Annotated in this window: 14 protein-coding genes and 1 tRNA gene; 9 read left to right on the forward strand and 6 right to left on the reverse strand. The window is 68.3% G+C overall.

Annotated features, from left to right (window positions below; translation table 11 throughout):
* Window positions 1–100 precede the first annotated feature (100 nt).
* The 4 genes from GB880_RS01995 to GB880_RS02010 form a co-directional block, all read right to left on the reverse strand.
* Complete coding sequence (locus tag GB880_RS01995; protein WP_154494519.1) at window positions 101–2,662, reverse strand: putative PEP-binding protein; 2,562 nt, start codon at window positions 2,660–2,662, stop codon at window positions 101–103.
* 135 nt (window positions 2,663–2,797) lie between these two features.
* Window positions 2,798–4,900: a glycine--tRNA ligase subunit beta gene (glyS, locus tag GB880_RS02000; RefSeq protein WP_154494360.1), complete on the reverse strand. Its 2,103-nt coding sequence runs from the start codon at window positions 4,898–4,900 to the stop codon at window positions 2,798–2,800.
* Window positions 4,900–5,370, reverse strand: a complete 471-nt coding sequence (locus tag GB880_RS02005) for a DUF6446 family protein (RefSeq protein WP_154494359.1) — start codon at window positions 5,368–5,370, stop codon at window positions 4,900–4,902. The genes glyS and GB880_RS02005 overlap by 1 nt, the downstream gene beginning before the upstream one ends.
* 4 nt (window positions 5,371–5,374) lie before the next feature.
* The gene (locus GB880_RS02010; RefSeq protein ID WP_154494358.1) at window positions 5,375–6,337 is read right to left on the reverse strand and encodes a glycine--tRNA ligase subunit alpha; all 963 of its coding nucleotides are present in this window, start codon (window positions 6,335–6,337) and stop codon (window positions 5,375–5,377) included.
* An 86-nt stretch (window positions 6,338–6,423) separates the two neighbouring features.
* On the opposite strand from GB880_RS02010, the gene GB880_RS02015 reads away from it, so the two are divergent.
* Window positions 6,424–7,884, forward strand: coding sequence for a peptidoglycan-binding domain-containing protein (locus tag GB880_RS02015; protein WP_263467246.1), 1,461 nt, complete (start codon window positions 6,424–6,426; stop codon window positions 7,882–7,884).
* Here the strand turns inward: GB880_RS02015 and GB880_RS02020 are convergent.
* Window positions 7,881–9,329, reverse strand: a complete 1,449-nt coding sequence (locus GB880_RS02020; protein WP_154494357.1) for a TrkH family potassium uptake protein — start codon at window positions 9,327–9,329, stop codon at window positions 7,881–7,883. The two genes, GB880_RS02015 and GB880_RS02020, sit on opposite strands and share 4 nt — an antisense overlap.
* 83 nt (window positions 9,330–9,412) lie before the next feature.
* On the opposite strand from GB880_RS02020, the gene GB880_RS02025 reads away from it, so the two are divergent.
* The 3 genes from GB880_RS02025 to truA all read left to right on the forward strand — a co-directional run bounded on the left by GB880_RS02025 (window position 9,413) and on the right by truA (window position 11,428).
* A tRNA-Gly gene (locus tag GB880_RS02025) sits at window positions 9,413–9,486 on the forward strand.
* Between the two features lie 209 nt (window positions 9,487–9,695).
* Window positions 9,696–10,637 (forward strand): 5-bromo-4-chloroindolyl phosphate hydrolysis family protein, encoded by a 942-nt coding sequence (locus GB880_RS02030; RefSeq protein WP_154550625.1) that lies wholly within the window; start codon window positions 9,696–9,698, stop codon window positions 10,635–10,637.
* Window positions 10,637–11,428, forward strand: a complete 792-nt coding sequence (truA, locus tag GB880_RS02035) for a tRNA pseudouridine(38-40) synthase TruA (protein ID WP_154494035.1) — start codon at window positions 10,637–10,639, stop codon at window positions 11,426–11,428. The genes GB880_RS02030 and truA overlap by 1 nt, the downstream gene beginning before the upstream one ends.
* Before the next feature lie 13 nt (window positions 11,429–11,441).
* On the opposite strand, the gene GB880_RS02040 is transcribed toward truA, so the two are convergent.
* Window positions 11,442–12,272, reverse strand: coding sequence for a sugar transferase (locus GB880_RS02040; protein ID WP_327077750.1), 831 nt, complete (start codon window positions 12,270–12,272; stop codon window positions 11,442–11,444).
* A 155-nt stretch (window positions 12,273–12,427) separates the two neighbouring features.
* Here GB880_RS02040 and GB880_RS02045 point away from each other — a divergent pair, with 155 nt between their 5' ends.
* The 5 genes from GB880_RS02045 (at window position 12,428) to GB880_RS02065 (ending at window position 15,147) form a co-directional block, all read left to right on the forward strand.
* A complete protein-coding gene (locus tag GB880_RS02045) occupies window positions 12,428–12,883 on the forward strand; it encodes a universal stress protein (RefSeq protein WP_154494034.1) in 456 nt (151 codons plus the stop codon).
* A 9-nt stretch (window positions 12,884–12,892) separates the two neighbouring features.
* Window positions 12,893–13,507, forward strand: coding sequence for a CPBP family glutamic-type intramembrane protease (locus GB880_RS02050; RefSeq protein WP_154494033.1), 615 nt, complete (start codon window positions 12,893–12,895; stop codon window positions 13,505–13,507).
* A gap of 62 nt (window positions 13,508–13,569) precedes the next feature.
* Window positions 13,570–14,130, forward strand: a complete 561-nt coding sequence (locus GB880_RS02055; RefSeq protein ID WP_154494032.1) for a NifU family protein — start codon at window positions 13,570–13,572, stop codon at window positions 14,128–14,130.
* Entirely contained in the window at window positions 14,123–14,716 is a 594-nt protein-coding gene (tsaB, locus tag GB880_RS02060) for a tRNA (adenosine(37)-N6)-threonylcarbamoyltransferase complex dimerization subunit type 1 TsaB (RefSeq protein WP_263467247.1), read from the forward strand. The genes GB880_RS02055 and tsaB overlap by 8 nt, the downstream gene beginning before the upstream one ends.
* On the forward strand, window positions 14,713–15,147 hold the full coding sequence (locus tag GB880_RS02065) for a GNAT family N-acetyltransferase (protein ID WP_154494031.1): 435 nt from the start codon (window positions 14,713–14,715) through the stop codon (window positions 15,145–15,147). The genes tsaB and GB880_RS02065 overlap by 4 nt, the downstream gene beginning before the upstream one ends.
* Window positions 15,148–15,207: the final 60 nt, after the last annotated feature.

Raw genomic sequence — 15,207 nt, forward strand, 5'->3', positions numbered from 1 at the left:
TGTGTGAGCCGCCGGATTCCTGCAAAATCAGGGGATTCTGGCGGAAACCCGCCGACCCGAAACTTGCCCACGGGCAGATTCCGGCCAGTTGCGGGCCGGCCTAAGACTGCGGCGACTGGTCGGATTCGGCCTCGTCCCGCGCCATGAGAATCGATTCCTGCGCCGCGGCCAGCCGCGCGACAGGGACACGGAAGGGCGAACAGGACACGTAATTCACCCCCGCGCGCAAGCAGAAGGCGATCGATTCGGGGTTGCCGCCATGTTCCCCGCAGACCGAAATGGTGATGCCCGGCTTGTGGCTGCGCGCACGCTCGGCGCCGATCGCGACCAGCTCGCCCACCCCGTCGCGGTCGAGGATGTGGAACGGATCCTCGGAATAGACCCCCTGGGCGACATAGGTGCCCATGAAGCGGCCGGCGTCGTCGCGCGACAGGCCATAGGTCATCTGTGTCAGGTCGTTGGTGCCAAAGGACAGGAAGGCCGCGTGTTCGGCGATATCACCGGCGCGCAAGGCGGCGCGCGGCGTCTCGACCATGACCCCCAGCCGATAGGTGAAATCCTTGCGGGTTTCGTTGCGCACGGCGGCGGCGACGGCATCGATGCGGGTCTTGACCAGTTCCACCTCGCGCCGGGCACTCACCAGCGGGATCATGATTTCGGGCACCACCGGATCGCCGTTGTGGCTGGCCTGGATGGTTGCCTCGAAAATGGCGCGCGCCTGCATGTCATAGATTTCCGGCACGGTTATGCCCAGCCGCACGCCGCGCATCCCCAGCATCGGGTTGAATTCGCTGAGCGCTTCGACCCGGCGGATGACATCGGACAAGGGCAGGTCCAGCGAGGCCGCCAGCTCCCGCATGCCCTCGCGGTCATGGGGCAGGAATTCATGCAGCGGCGGGTCGAACAGGCGGATGGTGACGGGCAGTCCGGCCATGATCTCGAACAGGGCGGCGAAATCGCCGCGCTGCATCGGCAACAGGCGTTCCAGCGACAGGCGTCGATCCTCGGGCTTGTCGGCAAAGATCATCTCGCGCATGGCCGGCAGGCGTTCATCGTCAAAGAACATGTGCTCGGTCCGGCACAGGCCGATGCCCTGCGCGTTGAAGCGGCGGGCGGTGCGCGCATCCTCGGGCGTGTCGGCATTGGCGCGGATTTTGATGCGGCAATGGCTGTCGGCCCAGTCGAGCAGCTGGTTGAAGCTGTCGTCCAGCGCGGGTTCCAGCATTTCGGCAGCGCCGGCCAGCACCTCGCCCGAGGTGCCGTCGACGGTGATTTCCTCGCCCTCGTGAAACAGCCGCCCGGCCACCTGCATGGTTCGCGCGCGGAAATCGATGCTGATGCCCGTGGCGCCGACGATGCAGGGCAAACCGATGCCGCGGGCAATCACGGCGGCGTGGCTGGTCATGCCGCCGCGTTCTGTGACCACCGCGACCGAGGCGTGCATGCCGCGGATATCCTCGGGCACGGTTTCTCGCCGCACCAGAACCACCCGCTCGCCCCGCGCCTCGGCGGCCTGCGCGGCCGCGGCGGTAAAGACGATGCGGCCGGTCGCGGCGCCGGGGCTGGCGTTGATGCCGCGAGCAATCACCTCGCGGGGGGCGCGTGGATCGACCTGGTGGTGCAGCAGGTCGGACAGGGCCCGCGGCTCGACCCGCATCACCGCCTCTTCAGCCGGAATGATGCCGTCGCGGGCCAGGGCAACGGCGATGCGGACGCTGGCCCGCGACGTGCGTTGAACACGGGTGGCGTCGATGATCGACAACCGGCTGTCCGAGACGACGAATTCGATCTGCATTTCCTCGCGCAGGCGCTCGCGGGCGGCCACGCCATAGCGGATCAGGTCGGCAAAGACTTGCGGCGCCGCCTCCTCCAGCGAGGGGCCGCGCGGGTCACGGGTCAGATACAGCGTCTCGGCGCCCTGACCGCTGGTGCTGCCCTGGCTCTGGCCGCGAAAGCGTCCGGTGACGCGCGGGGTTCCGGTCAGTCCATCGACAAGCTGAATGGTGCCCGATCCGGTGACGCCGGGGCCAATGGCCAGCGCCATGTCCTGCACCACCAACCCCAGCGGCGCGTTCGGAGGCGCACCCTTGGCCTGACGCAGCAGCCGTGCGGTCGGCCCGTCCCAGGCCCGGGCCATGCTGCGCAGCACCTCGGCCAGCTGCTGCGCAGGATCCTGGGGAAATTCCTCGTCGGTTTCGTCCTCATAGGCGCGCAGTGCGGCGGCAAGGCTTGTGTCGCTGTCGGAAAACATGTCCGGGTCCAGCCGCGCCACATGCACGGCATAGGACTGCACGAAACCCAGATAGATGGCATCGGCGGCCGCCTGGCCGCGCGACTGGACCAGGCGGGCGTGACATGCGTCGTTTATCCCGACATTCAGGACAGTGCCCGGCCCGCCCCAGGCTGGATCCACGGCCGAGGGCCGCACGCTGACCAGCCCGCCACCGCGCGCGATGATCCGGGCAAGACTGTCGGGATCGGGGCTGTGGCCCGCGGCGATGGCGCGCACGGCATCGGCGGAAATCGCGAAGCTGGCCGGCACCGGTAAATCCATGCGGATCAGCCGCTGCAGGCATTTCGCCCGCCAGCCGTGACGGGAGGTTTGCACCCGTGCGGCGGGGGTGATTTCGACAATGGCTTCGGGATCGGTCAAAAGGGACATGGCGCTTGCAGATTAGGCATGCGCCGCATCTTGCTGCAAGTGCGAACAGCGGCTGCGGCGCACCGGGGCGCAGCCCCCGGCCGGGCCGGCCCCCGATGGGGCGGCACGGCCGGACCCGGCCCGGGGCTTTGCGCCTCAGCCCTCGATACGGCCGAAATCGGCGACCAGCCGGCCGGCATCGCGGATGCGCGACAGCAGGTTCAGCCGGTTGCGGCGCAAGACCTGGTTGTCGCTGTTGATCTGCACCGCCTCGAAAAAGGCGTCGATCGGGGCGCGCAGCGCGGCGATGGCCGCCATCGCGGCCGAGAAGTCCTCGCCGGCGACGGCCGCAGAGATCGCCGGTTCTGCGGTGTCAAGGGCGGCGAAAAGGCCGCGTTCCTCGTCGGTCTCGGCGAATTTCGGGTCGGCGCCAAAGCTGTATTCGACCCCATCCTTTTCCTCGGCCTGCGCCAGGATATTGCCCGCGCGCTTCAGGCCCTGGGTCAGGTTCCGGCCGTCGTCGGTCTGCAGCATGGCGTTCAGCGCCGTAGCGCGCCTGACCACCAGCACCAGATCGTCATTGCCGGGCATCGCCAGCACCGCATCGATGATGTCGTGACGGATGCCCTGGTCGCGCAGATAGACCTTGAGCCGGTCATGGATGAAGGAAAGCAGTTCATTGGTATCGGCAGGGCCGGGACCGCCGTCGCGTTCCCTTGCGCCGACCAGTTCCTGGGCCTTGGCAAAGGGCCCGGGCCGAGCATTGAGGGCAATCCTTGCCTCATTGCCCAACACCAGCCGGATCACCCCCAGCGCCGCCCGCCGCAGTGCAAAGGGGTCTTTCGACCCGGTGGGTTTCTCGTCAATCGCCCAGAACCCGGTCAGCGTGTCGATCTTGTCGGCCAGGGCGACGGCGACCGATACCGGCGCGGTCGGCACGGCATCGGACGGGCCCAGCGGCGAATAGTGATCGCGCGCGGCATCGGCGACGGCGGGCGCCAGCCCGGCCTCCAGCGCGTAATAGCGCCCCATCGTCCCCTGCAACTCGGGGAATTCGCCGACCATGGCGCTGCGCAGGTCCAGCTTGGCGATGCGCGCCGCCTGTTCGGCCAGATCGGGATCGGCACCGACCTGCGGCGCGATCTCGCGCGCAAGCGCCGCGATGCGCGCGATGCGGTCGGCCTGACTGCCCAGCTTGCCGTGGAAGGTGACGGATTTCAGCCCCTCGGCCCAGGCGCCCATCCCGGCTTTCGCCTCGCGCAGGTCGTTTTCCCAGAAGAAGGCGGCATCGGACAGGCGCGCCGCCAGCACCCGCTGGTTGCCGGCCAGGATCGCCGCGCCGTCATCGGCGGCCTCGATATTGGCGACGGTGACGAAGCCCTCGATCCGGCCGGTTTTCGGGTTGCGGGCCGAAAAGAACTTCTGATGTTCCTTCATCGAGGTTTGCAGCACCTCGGGCGGCAGCGACAGGAAACGCTCCTCGATCGCGCCCATCAGCGGCACCGGCCATTCGACCAGGCCGGCGACCTCGGCCAAGAGCGCATCGTCGGGCACGATCTCCCAGCCGCGGGCAAAGGCCAGGTTCGCGGCCTCTTGCCGGATCGCGGCCTCGCGCTCGGCGGGGTCCAGCATCACCCTGGCGCGGCGCAGCCGGGCGGCGTAATCGTCAAAGCCGGACACGGCAAAGGCATCGGGGGCCATGAAACGATGGCCGCGGGTGCTGTTGCCAGCGCGAATGCCGTCGATGTCCAGCGGCACCACCGTGGCCCCGGCCTCGTCCGACAGCAGGCAGATGATCGCATGCAGCGGCCGCACCCAGCGCAGGCTGCCATTGCCCCAGCGCATGGATTTCGGCCAGGGAAAGTTGCGGATCGTGCCCGCCAGCACCTCGGCCACGATCTCGGCGGCGGGGCGGCCGGGTTTTTCGACCACCGCGAACCAGACCTGACCCTTCTTGTCGTCGCGCGCCTCGAGCTGATCGCGCGTGAGGCCGGTCGAACGCAGGAAACCCTGCAAGGCCGCCTCGGGCGCGTCGGTGCGCGGGCCCTTGCGCTCCTCGCGCGTGGTTGGGCTGTGGGCGGTCAGCCCCTGGACGGTCAGCGCCAGCCGGCGTGGCGTCGAGAAGGCGCCCGCACCGGCATAGGTCAGCCCGGCCTCGACCAGACCGTCGGTAACCAGTTTCTTCAGATCCTCGCGGGCGCGGGCCTGCATCCGCGCCGGGATTTCTTCCGAGAACAGCTCGATCAGAAGGTCGGGCATCAGTCCATCACTCCGCGTTCGGGGGTCTTGTCGTTGAATTGCTGCCAGCCAAAGGCGCGGCCGTCGGGATAGACGGCGATCACCCGATCGACATCGGGGCGGATCTCGGACCGGGACAGATAGGCGCGGGCGGCGCCCGATTCCAGGTCGGCGCCGATGCGGGCGGCGTCGAAACAGGAAAACCAGCGCGGCGCGTTCAGGGGCGTCGGCTGCGCAAAGGGCTGCGCATCGGCAGGCAGCGGCTCGACCAGACGGAAACACGCCCGCCAGCGGATGGGCGAGCTGTCGGCATCGATGGCCTCGACCCCATCGGTTGCCAGAGGCAGCGCCTGATCGCCCACCATCACCGTCAGCGCCGCGGCCGACGGGTCGAGCCGGTCGTAAAAGCCGTATTCCTGCGCATACCAGACGCCGGCGCCGGCGGCCAGCGCGGCGGCGATCAGGATCATGGCGGGGATGCGTCCGTTCATCGGCTCAGGCCCCGCTGTCAAACGCCGGCAGCGGCGCTCCGGTCGCGGCCGAGGTGGTGACGAACAGATCGGCGCAGCGCTTGGCCAGCGCCCGCACCCGGCCGATATAGGCCTGGCGTTCGGTTACCGAAATCACCCCGCGCGCATCCAGCAGGTTGAACAGGTGGCTGGCCTTGATCGCCTGGTCATAGGCGGGATGGGCCATCACGATGGCCCGTCCGGCATCGTCGGTTTCGGCCGCGGCCAGGATGCGGTCGCATTCGGCCTCGGCATCCTTGAAATGCTGCAGCAGCATGTCGGTATCGGCCTGCTGGAAGTTCCAGCGCGAATATTCCCGCTCGGCCTGGCGGAAGATGTCGCCATAGGTCAGCGGGATCGGGCTGTCGGGATGGTTGAAGGGCATGTCCATGACATGCTCGACCCCCAGCACATACATCGCCAGCCGCTCGAGCCCATAGGTCAGTTCGCCCGAGACCGGGCGGCAGTCATGGCCGCCGACCTGCTGGAAATAGGTGAACTGGCTGACCTCCATCCCGTCGCACCAGACTTCCCAGCCCAGGCCCCAGGCGCCCAGCGTCGGGCTTTCCCAGTCATCCTCGACAAAGCGGACATCGTGGATCATCGGGTCCAGGCCGATGGCCTTCAGGCTGCCCAGATACAGGTCCTGCAGGTTGGCGGGGCTGGGCTTGATGATGACCTGATACTGGTAATAATGCTGCAAACGGTTCGGGTTCTCGCCATAGCGGCCGTCGGTCGGCCGGCGCGAGGGTTGCACATAGGCCGCTGCCCAGGGCCGCGCCCCCAGACTGCGCAGCGTGGTCGCCGGGTGGAAGGTGCCCGCCCCCACCTCCATGTCATAGGGTTGCAGGACCGCACAGCCCTGCGCCGCCCAATAGGACTGCAGGCGCAGGATCACGTCCTGAAAGCAGGCCGGCTTGCTCGTCGGGGCATGCAGGGGGCTGGTCATCGCGGTTTCCTTGGGCATAACTGGCAGGAAAGAACTGCCGCCTTCTAGGCAGAGGGCGGCGCAGGGTCAATGAGAGGGACAAGCCCATGCGGCGCTTTGCAGGGATCATCGGGGCAGGCATCATCGGTTCGGCCCTGACACTGGCCGTCAGTGCGCCGGCGCTGGCCGAAGATGTGGTCATCCGCATCGAGGCCAAGCGCGGCGCCGAGGCGGCCGCCCAGGCCGCGCGCGGCTGGGGGGCGCAGTTTCCCGATGTGGTGACCTTTCCGCTGTCCGATGGCTGGGTCGGCATCGCGCTGGGGCCGATGCCGCGCGACCAGGCCGCCGCCCGGCTGGAGCAGCTGAAATCCCAGGGCCAGGTGCCGGGCGACAGTTTCCTGTCAGCCGCGGCGGGCCGGCAGTTGACACCGGTCAACGACGCCGCGCAGCCCGAGGCGGCGCAACCGCCCGCAGGCGCCGGCAATGCCTCGACCTTTCCGCGACCCGCCGCCGCCGATCCTGCCAGTGCCGACACTGCCGGTGCCGACCCTGATGCGGCAGAGGCACAGCCGGCGGCAGCCGAAACCGCCGCCGATCCTGTCCCGGCGCCGCCGCAGTTTCACATCCGTCTGGAATCGACCCCCGACCGCGCCAAGGCCGAACAGCTGCTGGCCGACTGGCGCCAATCCCTGCCCGAGGCCGCGCTGTGGACCTTGCCCAATGGTCGCAGCGCCATTGCCATCGGCCCCGTGGATGAAGCCGCCGGCAAGGCCTGGCTGCGGGCGCTGCGCAATGCCGGGCTGGCACCCAAGGACGCCTTTCTTGCGCCCGCCGCGGACATGGGCGACATCGCCGTCGCCGGCGACGCCCCGCGCCTGCCCGCCCCCCCGTCCGAGGACGCCCGCCCTACCATGCCGCCGCTCGAGGAGATCCAGCGCGCGCTGCGCTGGGCCGGCCATTACGACGGCGCGATCGACGGCAAGGACGGGCCGATGACGCAAAAGGCCATTGCCGAGGAAATCGTGCGGCTGCGCGCCTCGCCCGATCCGGCCACGGCGATGGCCGAACTGATCCGCCGCCGCGGCGAATGGCGCGCGCAGATGGGCCTGACCGAACTGCGCGACGACCACACTGGCCTGGCGCTGCCGGCACCGATGAACAAGCTGCAATTCGACCGCAACGAACGGGCGCTGTCGATCTATGGCCCGCGCGACGGGTCCGGCGCGGCCCTGATCCTGTTCAGCCAGCCCGGCGGCCGGCAAGAGATGCTGGACCTGACCGGGCTGGTCACCGCGCTTGGCTGGGTGCCCTCGCCCCAGCGCAGCATCACCGCCGACAGCGCCCTGCTCAAGGGCCGCAACGACACCCATATCGGTCAGGCCGAGACACGCATCATCGACGGTCAGGTGCAGGGTTTCGTGCTGATCTGGCCGGCAAGCGATGCCGAGACCCAGGCCCGGCTGGCAGCCGAGATGTCGGATGGCATCACCCGGATCAGTGCGCCCGCCGCGGCCGACGCCACCACCCAGGCCGCGGTCGACGACGCGCCGGCCCCACCCGCGCCCTAGTCGCGCCAGAACCGCGGCAGCAGCAGCACGAATACCGACAGCAGCTCCAGCCGGCCGACATACATCCCCAGGATCATCAGCCATTTCGCCGATGTGGGCAGTTCGCTGACCGAACCGTTGGCCGTCAGCTCGGGCCCCCACATCACGCCGATGTTGGCAATCGCCGTCCAGGCGCCGGTCAAAGCCGTGCGCGGATGCAGCCCGGTCAGCGCCAGCCCTACGATCAGCAGGCCAAAGGACAGGATGAACAGGGTAAAGAAGGCCATGACTGAGTTGATGACATCTTCGTCCAGCGGGCGGCCGTCATACAGCAGAGGAAACACCCGGTGCGGTGACTGCATCCGCCGCAACTGCGCCTTGACCGCCTGGAACAGCACCAGATAGCGGAACACCTTGACCGAACACGAGGTCGAGCCGGTGCAGCCGCCGATCAGCCCCGCCACCACCAGGATCACGAAGGGGAAATGCCCCCATTGCGTCACATCGGTCGACGCAAGGCCTGTGCCCGAGAATGTCGAGATGACGTTGAACGTGGTCTCGCGCAGCACCTCGGCCGGGTTCTGCGCCCCCAGCCACAACAGTCGATACAGCACGATGGCAGCTATGGCATAGCCGATCCAGCGGATATAGACGCGCACCTGCACGTCGCGCCACAGCGGCACGGCCGAGCCGCGGATCAGCTGCACCATGCGGATAAAGGGGATCGACGCCATCAGCATGAACACCGAACATGCGTATTCGGCCGGGCCGATATAGGGTCCGAAGCTGCTGTCGTAATTGGAAAACCCGCCCGTCGAACAGGTGGACAGCGCCAGCACCAGCGCGTCATAGCCGGTCATGCCCAGAAGGATATAGACGATCATGCACAGCGCGGTCATGGCGATATAGACGCCGGTCATCTCGCGCGCGATGTCGAAGGCGCGCGGCAGGATCTTGCCCAGCGTATCGAACCCCTCGGAGCGAAAGAACTGCATGCCGCCGACCTTCATCACCGGCAGGAAGATCATCGCCACCACGATGATGCCCAATCCGCCCGACCAGTTCAGGAACGCCCGCCACAGGTTCGTGCCCTTCGGCAGGTCGTCCAGCTGCGGAAAGGCGGTGGTGCCGGTGGTGGTAACGCCCGACATCGCCTCGAAATAGGCATCGGTCCAGCTGGCGCCCGGCGCGCCCAGCACAAAGGGCAAGGCGCCGGCCACCGGCAGCACCAGCCACAGCAGCGCCGTCAGCAGGAACACCTGATGGATTTCCAGCGAACGGTCCACCCGCGCCGTGGCCATTGCAACAAGTCCGCCGCCCAGCATGGTCAGCACCGCCGATTCCAGGAATACCTGCCAGTGCGGATCGCCGTGCCACCAGTCCACCAGCATCGGCAGCATCATCGTCGCCCCCAGCGCGACGACGATCTTGCCGACAATATTGGCCACCGGGCGGACATCCATCATGGCTGACTGCTTGCCCCGCCTGCACGAAAGCGTCAAGCGCGCCGCTTGCATGCGCGGCCGCCAGCCCCTATAGAGGTCGCGTCGCGGGTGTAGCTCAATGGTAGAGCAGCAGCCTTCCAAGCTGAATACGTGGGTTCGATTCCCATCACCCGCTCCACGCCTTCCGGTTCCGCGACTGCCTGGCGATGCTGGCATGGCTCGCGGCCCTGCCCTTCCGTTCGCTGTGTCTTGGCCCTATATGCTGAAGCAACACCGGCAATGGGAAAGGAAGCCATGTCCCAGAAAGCGATGCAGCGTCTGTCCTTCTTTCTGCTGATGGGATTGACGCTTTATGCCTCGTTCGTGGGCGCCGGCTAGAGGCGCGCCATGGCCAGACCCTTTCGCGGGCCGTTCTCGCCCGATAACTCCACACCGACCGGGGCCGCGCCCCAACCCCCGCGCCACCGGCTGGAATCGCGCACCCGCTGGATCACGGTAATGGCAACGCCACTGCTGATCAGCGCCTTCTGGCAGGATCCGCAGGGGCTGGCGCTGCAACTGCTGGCCTTTGCCGGCATCGCCGGCGGCATGGCGTTGACGCGCGAGGGGCTGCGGGCCGAGGCGGCTTATGACCAGCGCCGCGTTGCCCGCCGCCCGGCGCTGCCGCGCAAGCTGTTCGGCGGCGTCCTGACCGGCCTGGGCCTGGCCTTGGGCGCATGGGTGCCGGGGGCCGAGGCCGGGGCGGCGGTGATCGGCGTGGCCGGCGCGGTGCTGCACTGGCTGGCCTTTGGTCCCGACCCGATGCGCGACAAGGGCATGGAGGGCGTCGACACCCACCAGCAGGACCGCGCCCAACGCAGCCTGGCCGAGGCAGAGGCGCATCTGCGCGCCATGCAGGATGCCATCCTGCGCACGGGCGACCGCCGGCTGGAGGCGCGGGTGGGGATGTTTGCCGCCACCGCCCGCACGCTTTTCGCCCATGTCGAGGATAACCCCGATACCATCGCCGCGGTGCGCCGCTATCTGGGGATCTATCTTCAGGGCGCGCGCGACGCGACCGTCAAGTTCGCCGATCTCTATGCCCAGACCCGCGATGCCCGCGCGCGGCAGGATTATGAAACCCTGCTGTCCGATCTGGAAACCGAATTCGCCGCCCGCACCCGCCAGCTGATCGCCGGCAACCGCACCGATCTGGATATCGAGATCGGCGTGCTGCGCGACCGGCTGACGCGCGAGGGCGTGCGCCCCGCAGAACCGCCGGCGCTGGAATCGGGCTTGCAGCCCGCCGATCCGCTGGCCAGCCTGCGCCGCGACAAGCAGCCGCGCTGATGCCGCGTTACGCGCTGCTGATCGAATACGACGGCGGGCCCTTTGCCGGCTGGCAGGCCCAGGCCGCCCATGCCAGCGTCCAGGCCACGATCGAGGCCGCGCTGGCGCGGCTGGACCCCGGCTTTGCCGCCGGCGCGCGCATCGCCGCCGCAGGTCGCACCGATGCGGGCGTTCATGCCACCGGCCAGGTTGCCCATGCCGACCTGCAGCGCGACTGGGATCCGTTCCGCCTGTCCGAGGCGTTGAACTGGCATCTCAAGCCGGCGCCCATCGCGATTCTGGCAGCCGCCCCGGTCGGACCGGATTTCCACGCCCGGTTTTCGGCCCGTGAACGGCGCTATACCTTTCGCCTGGTGGCAAGGCGGGCGCCGGTGACGCATGATCGCGGCCGGGTCTGGCAGGTCATCCATCCGCTGGATGCCGAGGCCATGCGCGCCGGCGCCCGGCATCTGATCGGCCTGCACGATTTCACCACCTTTCGCTCGACCATGTGCCAGTCGAAAAGCCCGCTCAAGACGCTGGACGAAATCCGCATCGAGGAGATGCGCTTGCCGCAGGGGCATGAATTCCGCTTTCACCTGCGGGCGCGGTCGTTCCTGCATAACCAGGTCCGCTCGATCGTCGGCACGTTGGAGCGTGTGGGGGCCGGGGCATGGCCGCCCGAACGCGTGGCGCAAGCGCTGGCCGCGCGCGATCGCGGCGCCTGCGGGCCGGTCTGCCCGCCGCAGGGGCTGTATCTGACGGGTGTGGGCTATCCGCAGGATCCGTTCGCGGCCGGCACGGCAGGCTAGTCGACGCAGAGGGTTATTCTGCCGGCATGGTGCGGGGATCGGCCAGGCTGGCCCGGGCGGGCATCGGCGCGATCTGCTGGGACTGCAAGGGCAGGATTGCGGCCCGCTGCGCGGGTCGGGATCGCCGCGGCCGACGCCCCTGCCAGGTCGGATGGATCACCGTCATCACCGTGTGCCAGATGATCCACATATCCACGCGCAGACTGCGCCGCTGCTGATAGATCATGTCCAGCCGCAGCTTCGTCGGCAGGCAGCGGCGATAATAGGCAGCCTCGGTCGCCTCGGCGGTGGCGCAGCGGGCCATGATCCGGTCCTCATGCGCGTGATAGATCATCGTGGCCAGACCGGTAACGCCAGGCCGATTGCGCAACACCTGCGCATATTGCACCGGAAAGCGCTCGACATATTCGCGCAGGGGCGGGCGCGGACCCACAAAGCTCATGTCACCGCGCAGGATGTTGAACAGCTGGGGCAGTTCGTCGATGCGGGTGCGGCGCAGGAAACGTCCCACCCGGGTGATGCGCCAGTGCTTGTGAGCGCCGGTGGCGCCGAAATCGCCCGGTTCGCACAGCATGGTGCGAAACTTCAGCAGGTTGAAGGGTTGTCCCGGCGCGCGCATCCGCGGCGCAACATAAAGCAGCGGCCGCCCCTGGGTGATCAGCAGCACCACGGAAATGAGCGCCATCACCAGCGACAAGGGCACCAGCAAGATCAGCGCAAAGACGATGTCGAAAGCGCGCTTGCCGGGCGTCATGCCCACACGGCCGGCTGGGTCGGCAAGCTGCACCTCCAGCGGTGCAACACTGTTCCGGTCGGACCCGTCCCAGCTGTGATGGATTGTCACGATTGCGCCCCGCTCGGCCGGAAAAGTTTCTTTTCATCGACTAGCACAGCACCCCGAGATTGCAAACCTTGGCAAGCGGATTCCGGCGACAGACTTGCGCCAGCGTGTCCTTTCGGCCAGTCTTTGCCGAAATCTTGGCTGCTGACAGGGGAAAGATGCGGAAATTTCTGGTGGTTCTGGACGATTCGCGCGAATGCCTGAACGCCATCCGCTATGCCGCGCTGCGCGCGTCCAAGACCGGCGGCGGCGTTCAGGTGCTGGCGGTCATCCCGGCCAACACCATCCAGCATGGCATGGGCGTGGCCGACGTCATGCGCGCCGAAGCCTATGAGCGGATCGAACAGCATTTCGAGGTCTTTGCCAAATGGATGCGCGACCGCCCGGGGGTCGAGCCCGAACTGGTCGTGCGCGAAGGCGAGCCGGGCGCCGAGCTGCTGGCCCAGATCAACGAGGATCCCGAAATCGGTGTCGTGGTGCTGGCGGCATCGACCGAAAGCTCCGGGCCGGGCCCGCTGATCAGCCGCCTGATGCGCGAACTGTCCAGCCTGCCATGCCCGATCACCATCGTTCCCGGCGACATCTCGCGCGAGCAGCTGGAAAAGGTGACCTGACGGGGTGGCATGAACAGGGCGCTGATCCTGCCCTGCCTGCTGGGCACGCTGATCCTGGCGCTGCTGTTTCACGGCCTTGTCCGCCTGCCGATACCGCCGCTGGCCGCATATGGGGCCGGAATGGTCCTGTATTGGCTGCTGCTGGCCTGGATGATCCATCGCCACCGCGCCTGGCACTGGCTGCGCCTGCGCCGCCCGCCGCCAGTCATCCTGCTGTTCCTGGCGGGCGCAGTGCTGGCGGTCTGGTGGGCCGAGGGCGACCGGCTGGCCGAATTGACCGCCAGCCAGCTGGCGCTGGTGGTGGCCGCCGCCGCCATCAATGGCAGCCTCGAGGAAGGGTTCTGGCGCGGCGCGTTGCTGGATCGGGCGCCTCTCGACGCCCGGGCGGTGCTGCTGGCGGGCGGGCTGTTCACGCTGTGGCACATCGCGCCGGCGATGGGCATGGACCGGCTGCATGTCACGGCCGGACCGCTGGTCTTTGTCGCCTTGGCCGGGCTGTGGGCGGTGCCGATGCTGGCCGCACGCCTGGGCTCGGGCAGTGCCGGCGCCGGGGCGGTCGCGCATGTGCTGATGAACATCGTCCTGTTCGCGGCGCTGGCCGCCGACAATTGGCCGCAGGGGTGAACGGGCCTGGACGCTTGACTTGCGCCCCCTTGGATCCCCATATCGCCGCAAAGGAGCGCGCCATGTTCATTCAGACCGAAACCACCCCCAACCCCGCCACGCTGAAATTCCTGCCGGGACAGACCGTTCTGGGCAGCGGCACGGCCGACTTTCCCAGCGCCGATGCCGCCGGGGCAAGCCCGCTGGCGCGGCGCATCTTTGCGGTGCCGGGGGTGACGGCGGTGTTCCTGGGGTCCGATTTCGTGACCGTCACCAAGGACGAGGCGAGCCTGTGGGACCATCTGAAGCCCTCGGTCCTGGGGGCGATCATGGAACATTACCAGTCCGGTGCGCCTGCGCTGGAACAGGCCGCCGCCACCGCGGGCGGGCATAATGAACAGGACGGCCCCGACGCCGAAATCGTCAAGCAGATCAAGGAACTGCTGGATACCCGCGTCCGCCCTGCCGTGGCGCAGGATGGCGGCGACATCACCTTTCACGGCTTTGATCGCGGCGTGGTCTATCTGCACATGCAGGGGGCCTGCGCCGGCTGCCCCTCCTCGACCCTGACGCTGAAGATGGGGATCGAGAACCTGCTGCGCCACTATATTCCCGAAGTGACCGAGGTCCGCCCCGTTGGCTGAGCCGCTGGTTCTGGGATTCGACACATCGGCCGCGCATTGCGCGGCCGCTTTGCTGCAAGGCGACCGCCTGCTTGCCGCGCGCCACGAGGACATGGCCCGCGGCCAGGCCGAGCGGCTGTTTCCCCTGCTGACGGAACTGCTGGCGCAGGCCGGTCGCGACTGGCCGGATCTGGCCGCGATCGGCTGCGGCATCGGGCCTGGAAACTTCACCGGGGTGCGCATCGCCGTGGCGGCGGCGCGCGGGCTGTCACTGTCGCTGGGCATCCCCGCCATCGGCGTCAGCGCCACCGAGGCCGCGGCTTACGGCCTGCCGCGCCCTTGCCGGGTGCAGCTGCCTGGCCGCGCGGACGAGGTGATCTGGCAGGATTTCATTCCCGGTCAGGACACGCGCCCCGCCCAGGCGGCGCGGGTGGACCTGCCGCCCGGTCCGCCGGTGCTGCCCCCCGCCCTGCCCCTGGCCGAGGCCATTGCCCGCATCGCCATGATCCGGCGCGACCTGAGCGGGGTGCCGGCGCCGTCACCGATCTATCTTCGTCCCGCCGATGCCGCGCCTGCGCGCGATCGCGGGCCGAGGATCCTGACATGATCCCCGATCCGGCAGGGTTGGCCGCGCTGCATGGCCAGTGCTTTTTCGATCATCCGCGCCCCTGGTCGGCCGCAGAATTCCGGGCGCTGCTGGACAGCGCGCCGAACTTCCTGCTGACCGAGCGCGGCGGTTTTCTGCTGGGCCGCTGCATCGCCGACGAGGCCGAACTGCTGACGCTGGCGGTCGATCCCGCCCTGCGCCGGCAAGGCATCGCGCGACGGCTGCTGGCACGATTTGCCGCAACGTCAGAAGAACGCGGCGCGCATCTGGCGCATCTGGAGGTGGCGGCGGACAATGCCGCCGCGCTGCGACTTTATGCGGGCGACGGCTGGGAAATCTGCGGGTGCCGGCGCAACTATTACGCGCCGGGGCGTGACGCGGTGCTGATGCGACGGGCCTTGGCGGCCGGATCCGGCGGACAAGCCTGTTGACGGATTCCGGCCCATGCGCCCTAATCCGATCCATCCCGGGCTGAATCGCCCGCAATCCGG

Origin of the sequence: Paracoccus sp. SMMA_5_TC (assembly GCF_009696685.2) — a bacterium.
In the GTDB taxonomy this organism is placed as follows: Bacteria; Pseudomonadota; Alphaproteobacteria; order Rhodobacterales; family Rhodobacteraceae; genus Paracoccus.

What these genes read in the sequence shown, in the direction of transcription:
- GB880_RS01995 (WP_154494519.1), bottom strand. Translation starts at nt 2,662, where the DNA reads ATGTCCCTTTTGACCGATCCCGAAGCCATTGTCGAAATCACCCCCGCC.
- glyS (WP_154494360.1), bottom strand. Translation starts at nt 4,900, where the DNA reads ATGCCCGACCTTCTGATCGAGCTGTTCTCGGAAGAAATCCCGGCGCGG.
- GB880_RS02005 (WP_154494359.1), bottom strand. Translation starts at nt 5,370, where the DNA reads ATGAACGGACGCATCCCCGCCATGATCCTGATCGCCGCCGCGCTGGCC.
- GB880_RS02010 (WP_154494358.1), bottom strand. Translation starts at nt 6,337, where the DNA reads ATGACCAGCCCCCTGCATGCCCCGACGAGCAAGCCGGCCTGCTTTCAG.
- GB880_RS02015 (WP_263467246.1), top strand. Translation starts at nt 6,424, where the DNA reads ATGCGGCGCTTTGCAGGGATCATCGGGGCAGGCATCATCGGTTCGGCC.
- GB880_RS02020 (WP_154494357.1), bottom strand. Translation starts at nt 9,329, where the DNA reads ATGATGGATGTCCGCCCGGTGGCCAATATTGTCGGCAAGATCGTCGTC.
- GB880_RS02030 (WP_154550625.1), top strand. Translation starts at nt 9,696, where the DNA reads ATGGCCAGACCCTTTCGCGGGCCGTTCTCGCCCGATAACTCCACACCG.
- truA (WP_154494035.1), top strand. Translation starts at nt 10,637, where the DNA reads ATGCCGCGTTACGCGCTGCTGATCGAATACGACGGCGGGCCCTTTGCC.
- GB880_RS02045 (WP_154494034.1), top strand. Translation starts at nt 12,428, where the DNA reads ATGCGGAAATTTCTGGTGGTTCTGGACGATTCGCGCGAATGCCTGAAC.
- GB880_RS02050 (WP_154494033.1), top strand. Translation starts at nt 12,893, where the DNA reads ATGAACAGGGCGCTGATCCTGCCCTGCCTGCTGGGCACGCTGATCCTG.
- GB880_RS02055 (WP_154494032.1), top strand. Translation starts at nt 13,570, where the DNA reads ATGTTCATTCAGACCGAAACCACCCCCAACCCCGCCACGCTGAAATTC.
- GB880_RS02065 (WP_154494031.1), top strand. Translation starts at nt 14,713, where the DNA reads ATGATCCCCGATCCGGCAGGGTTGGCCGCGCTGCATGGCCAGTGCTTT.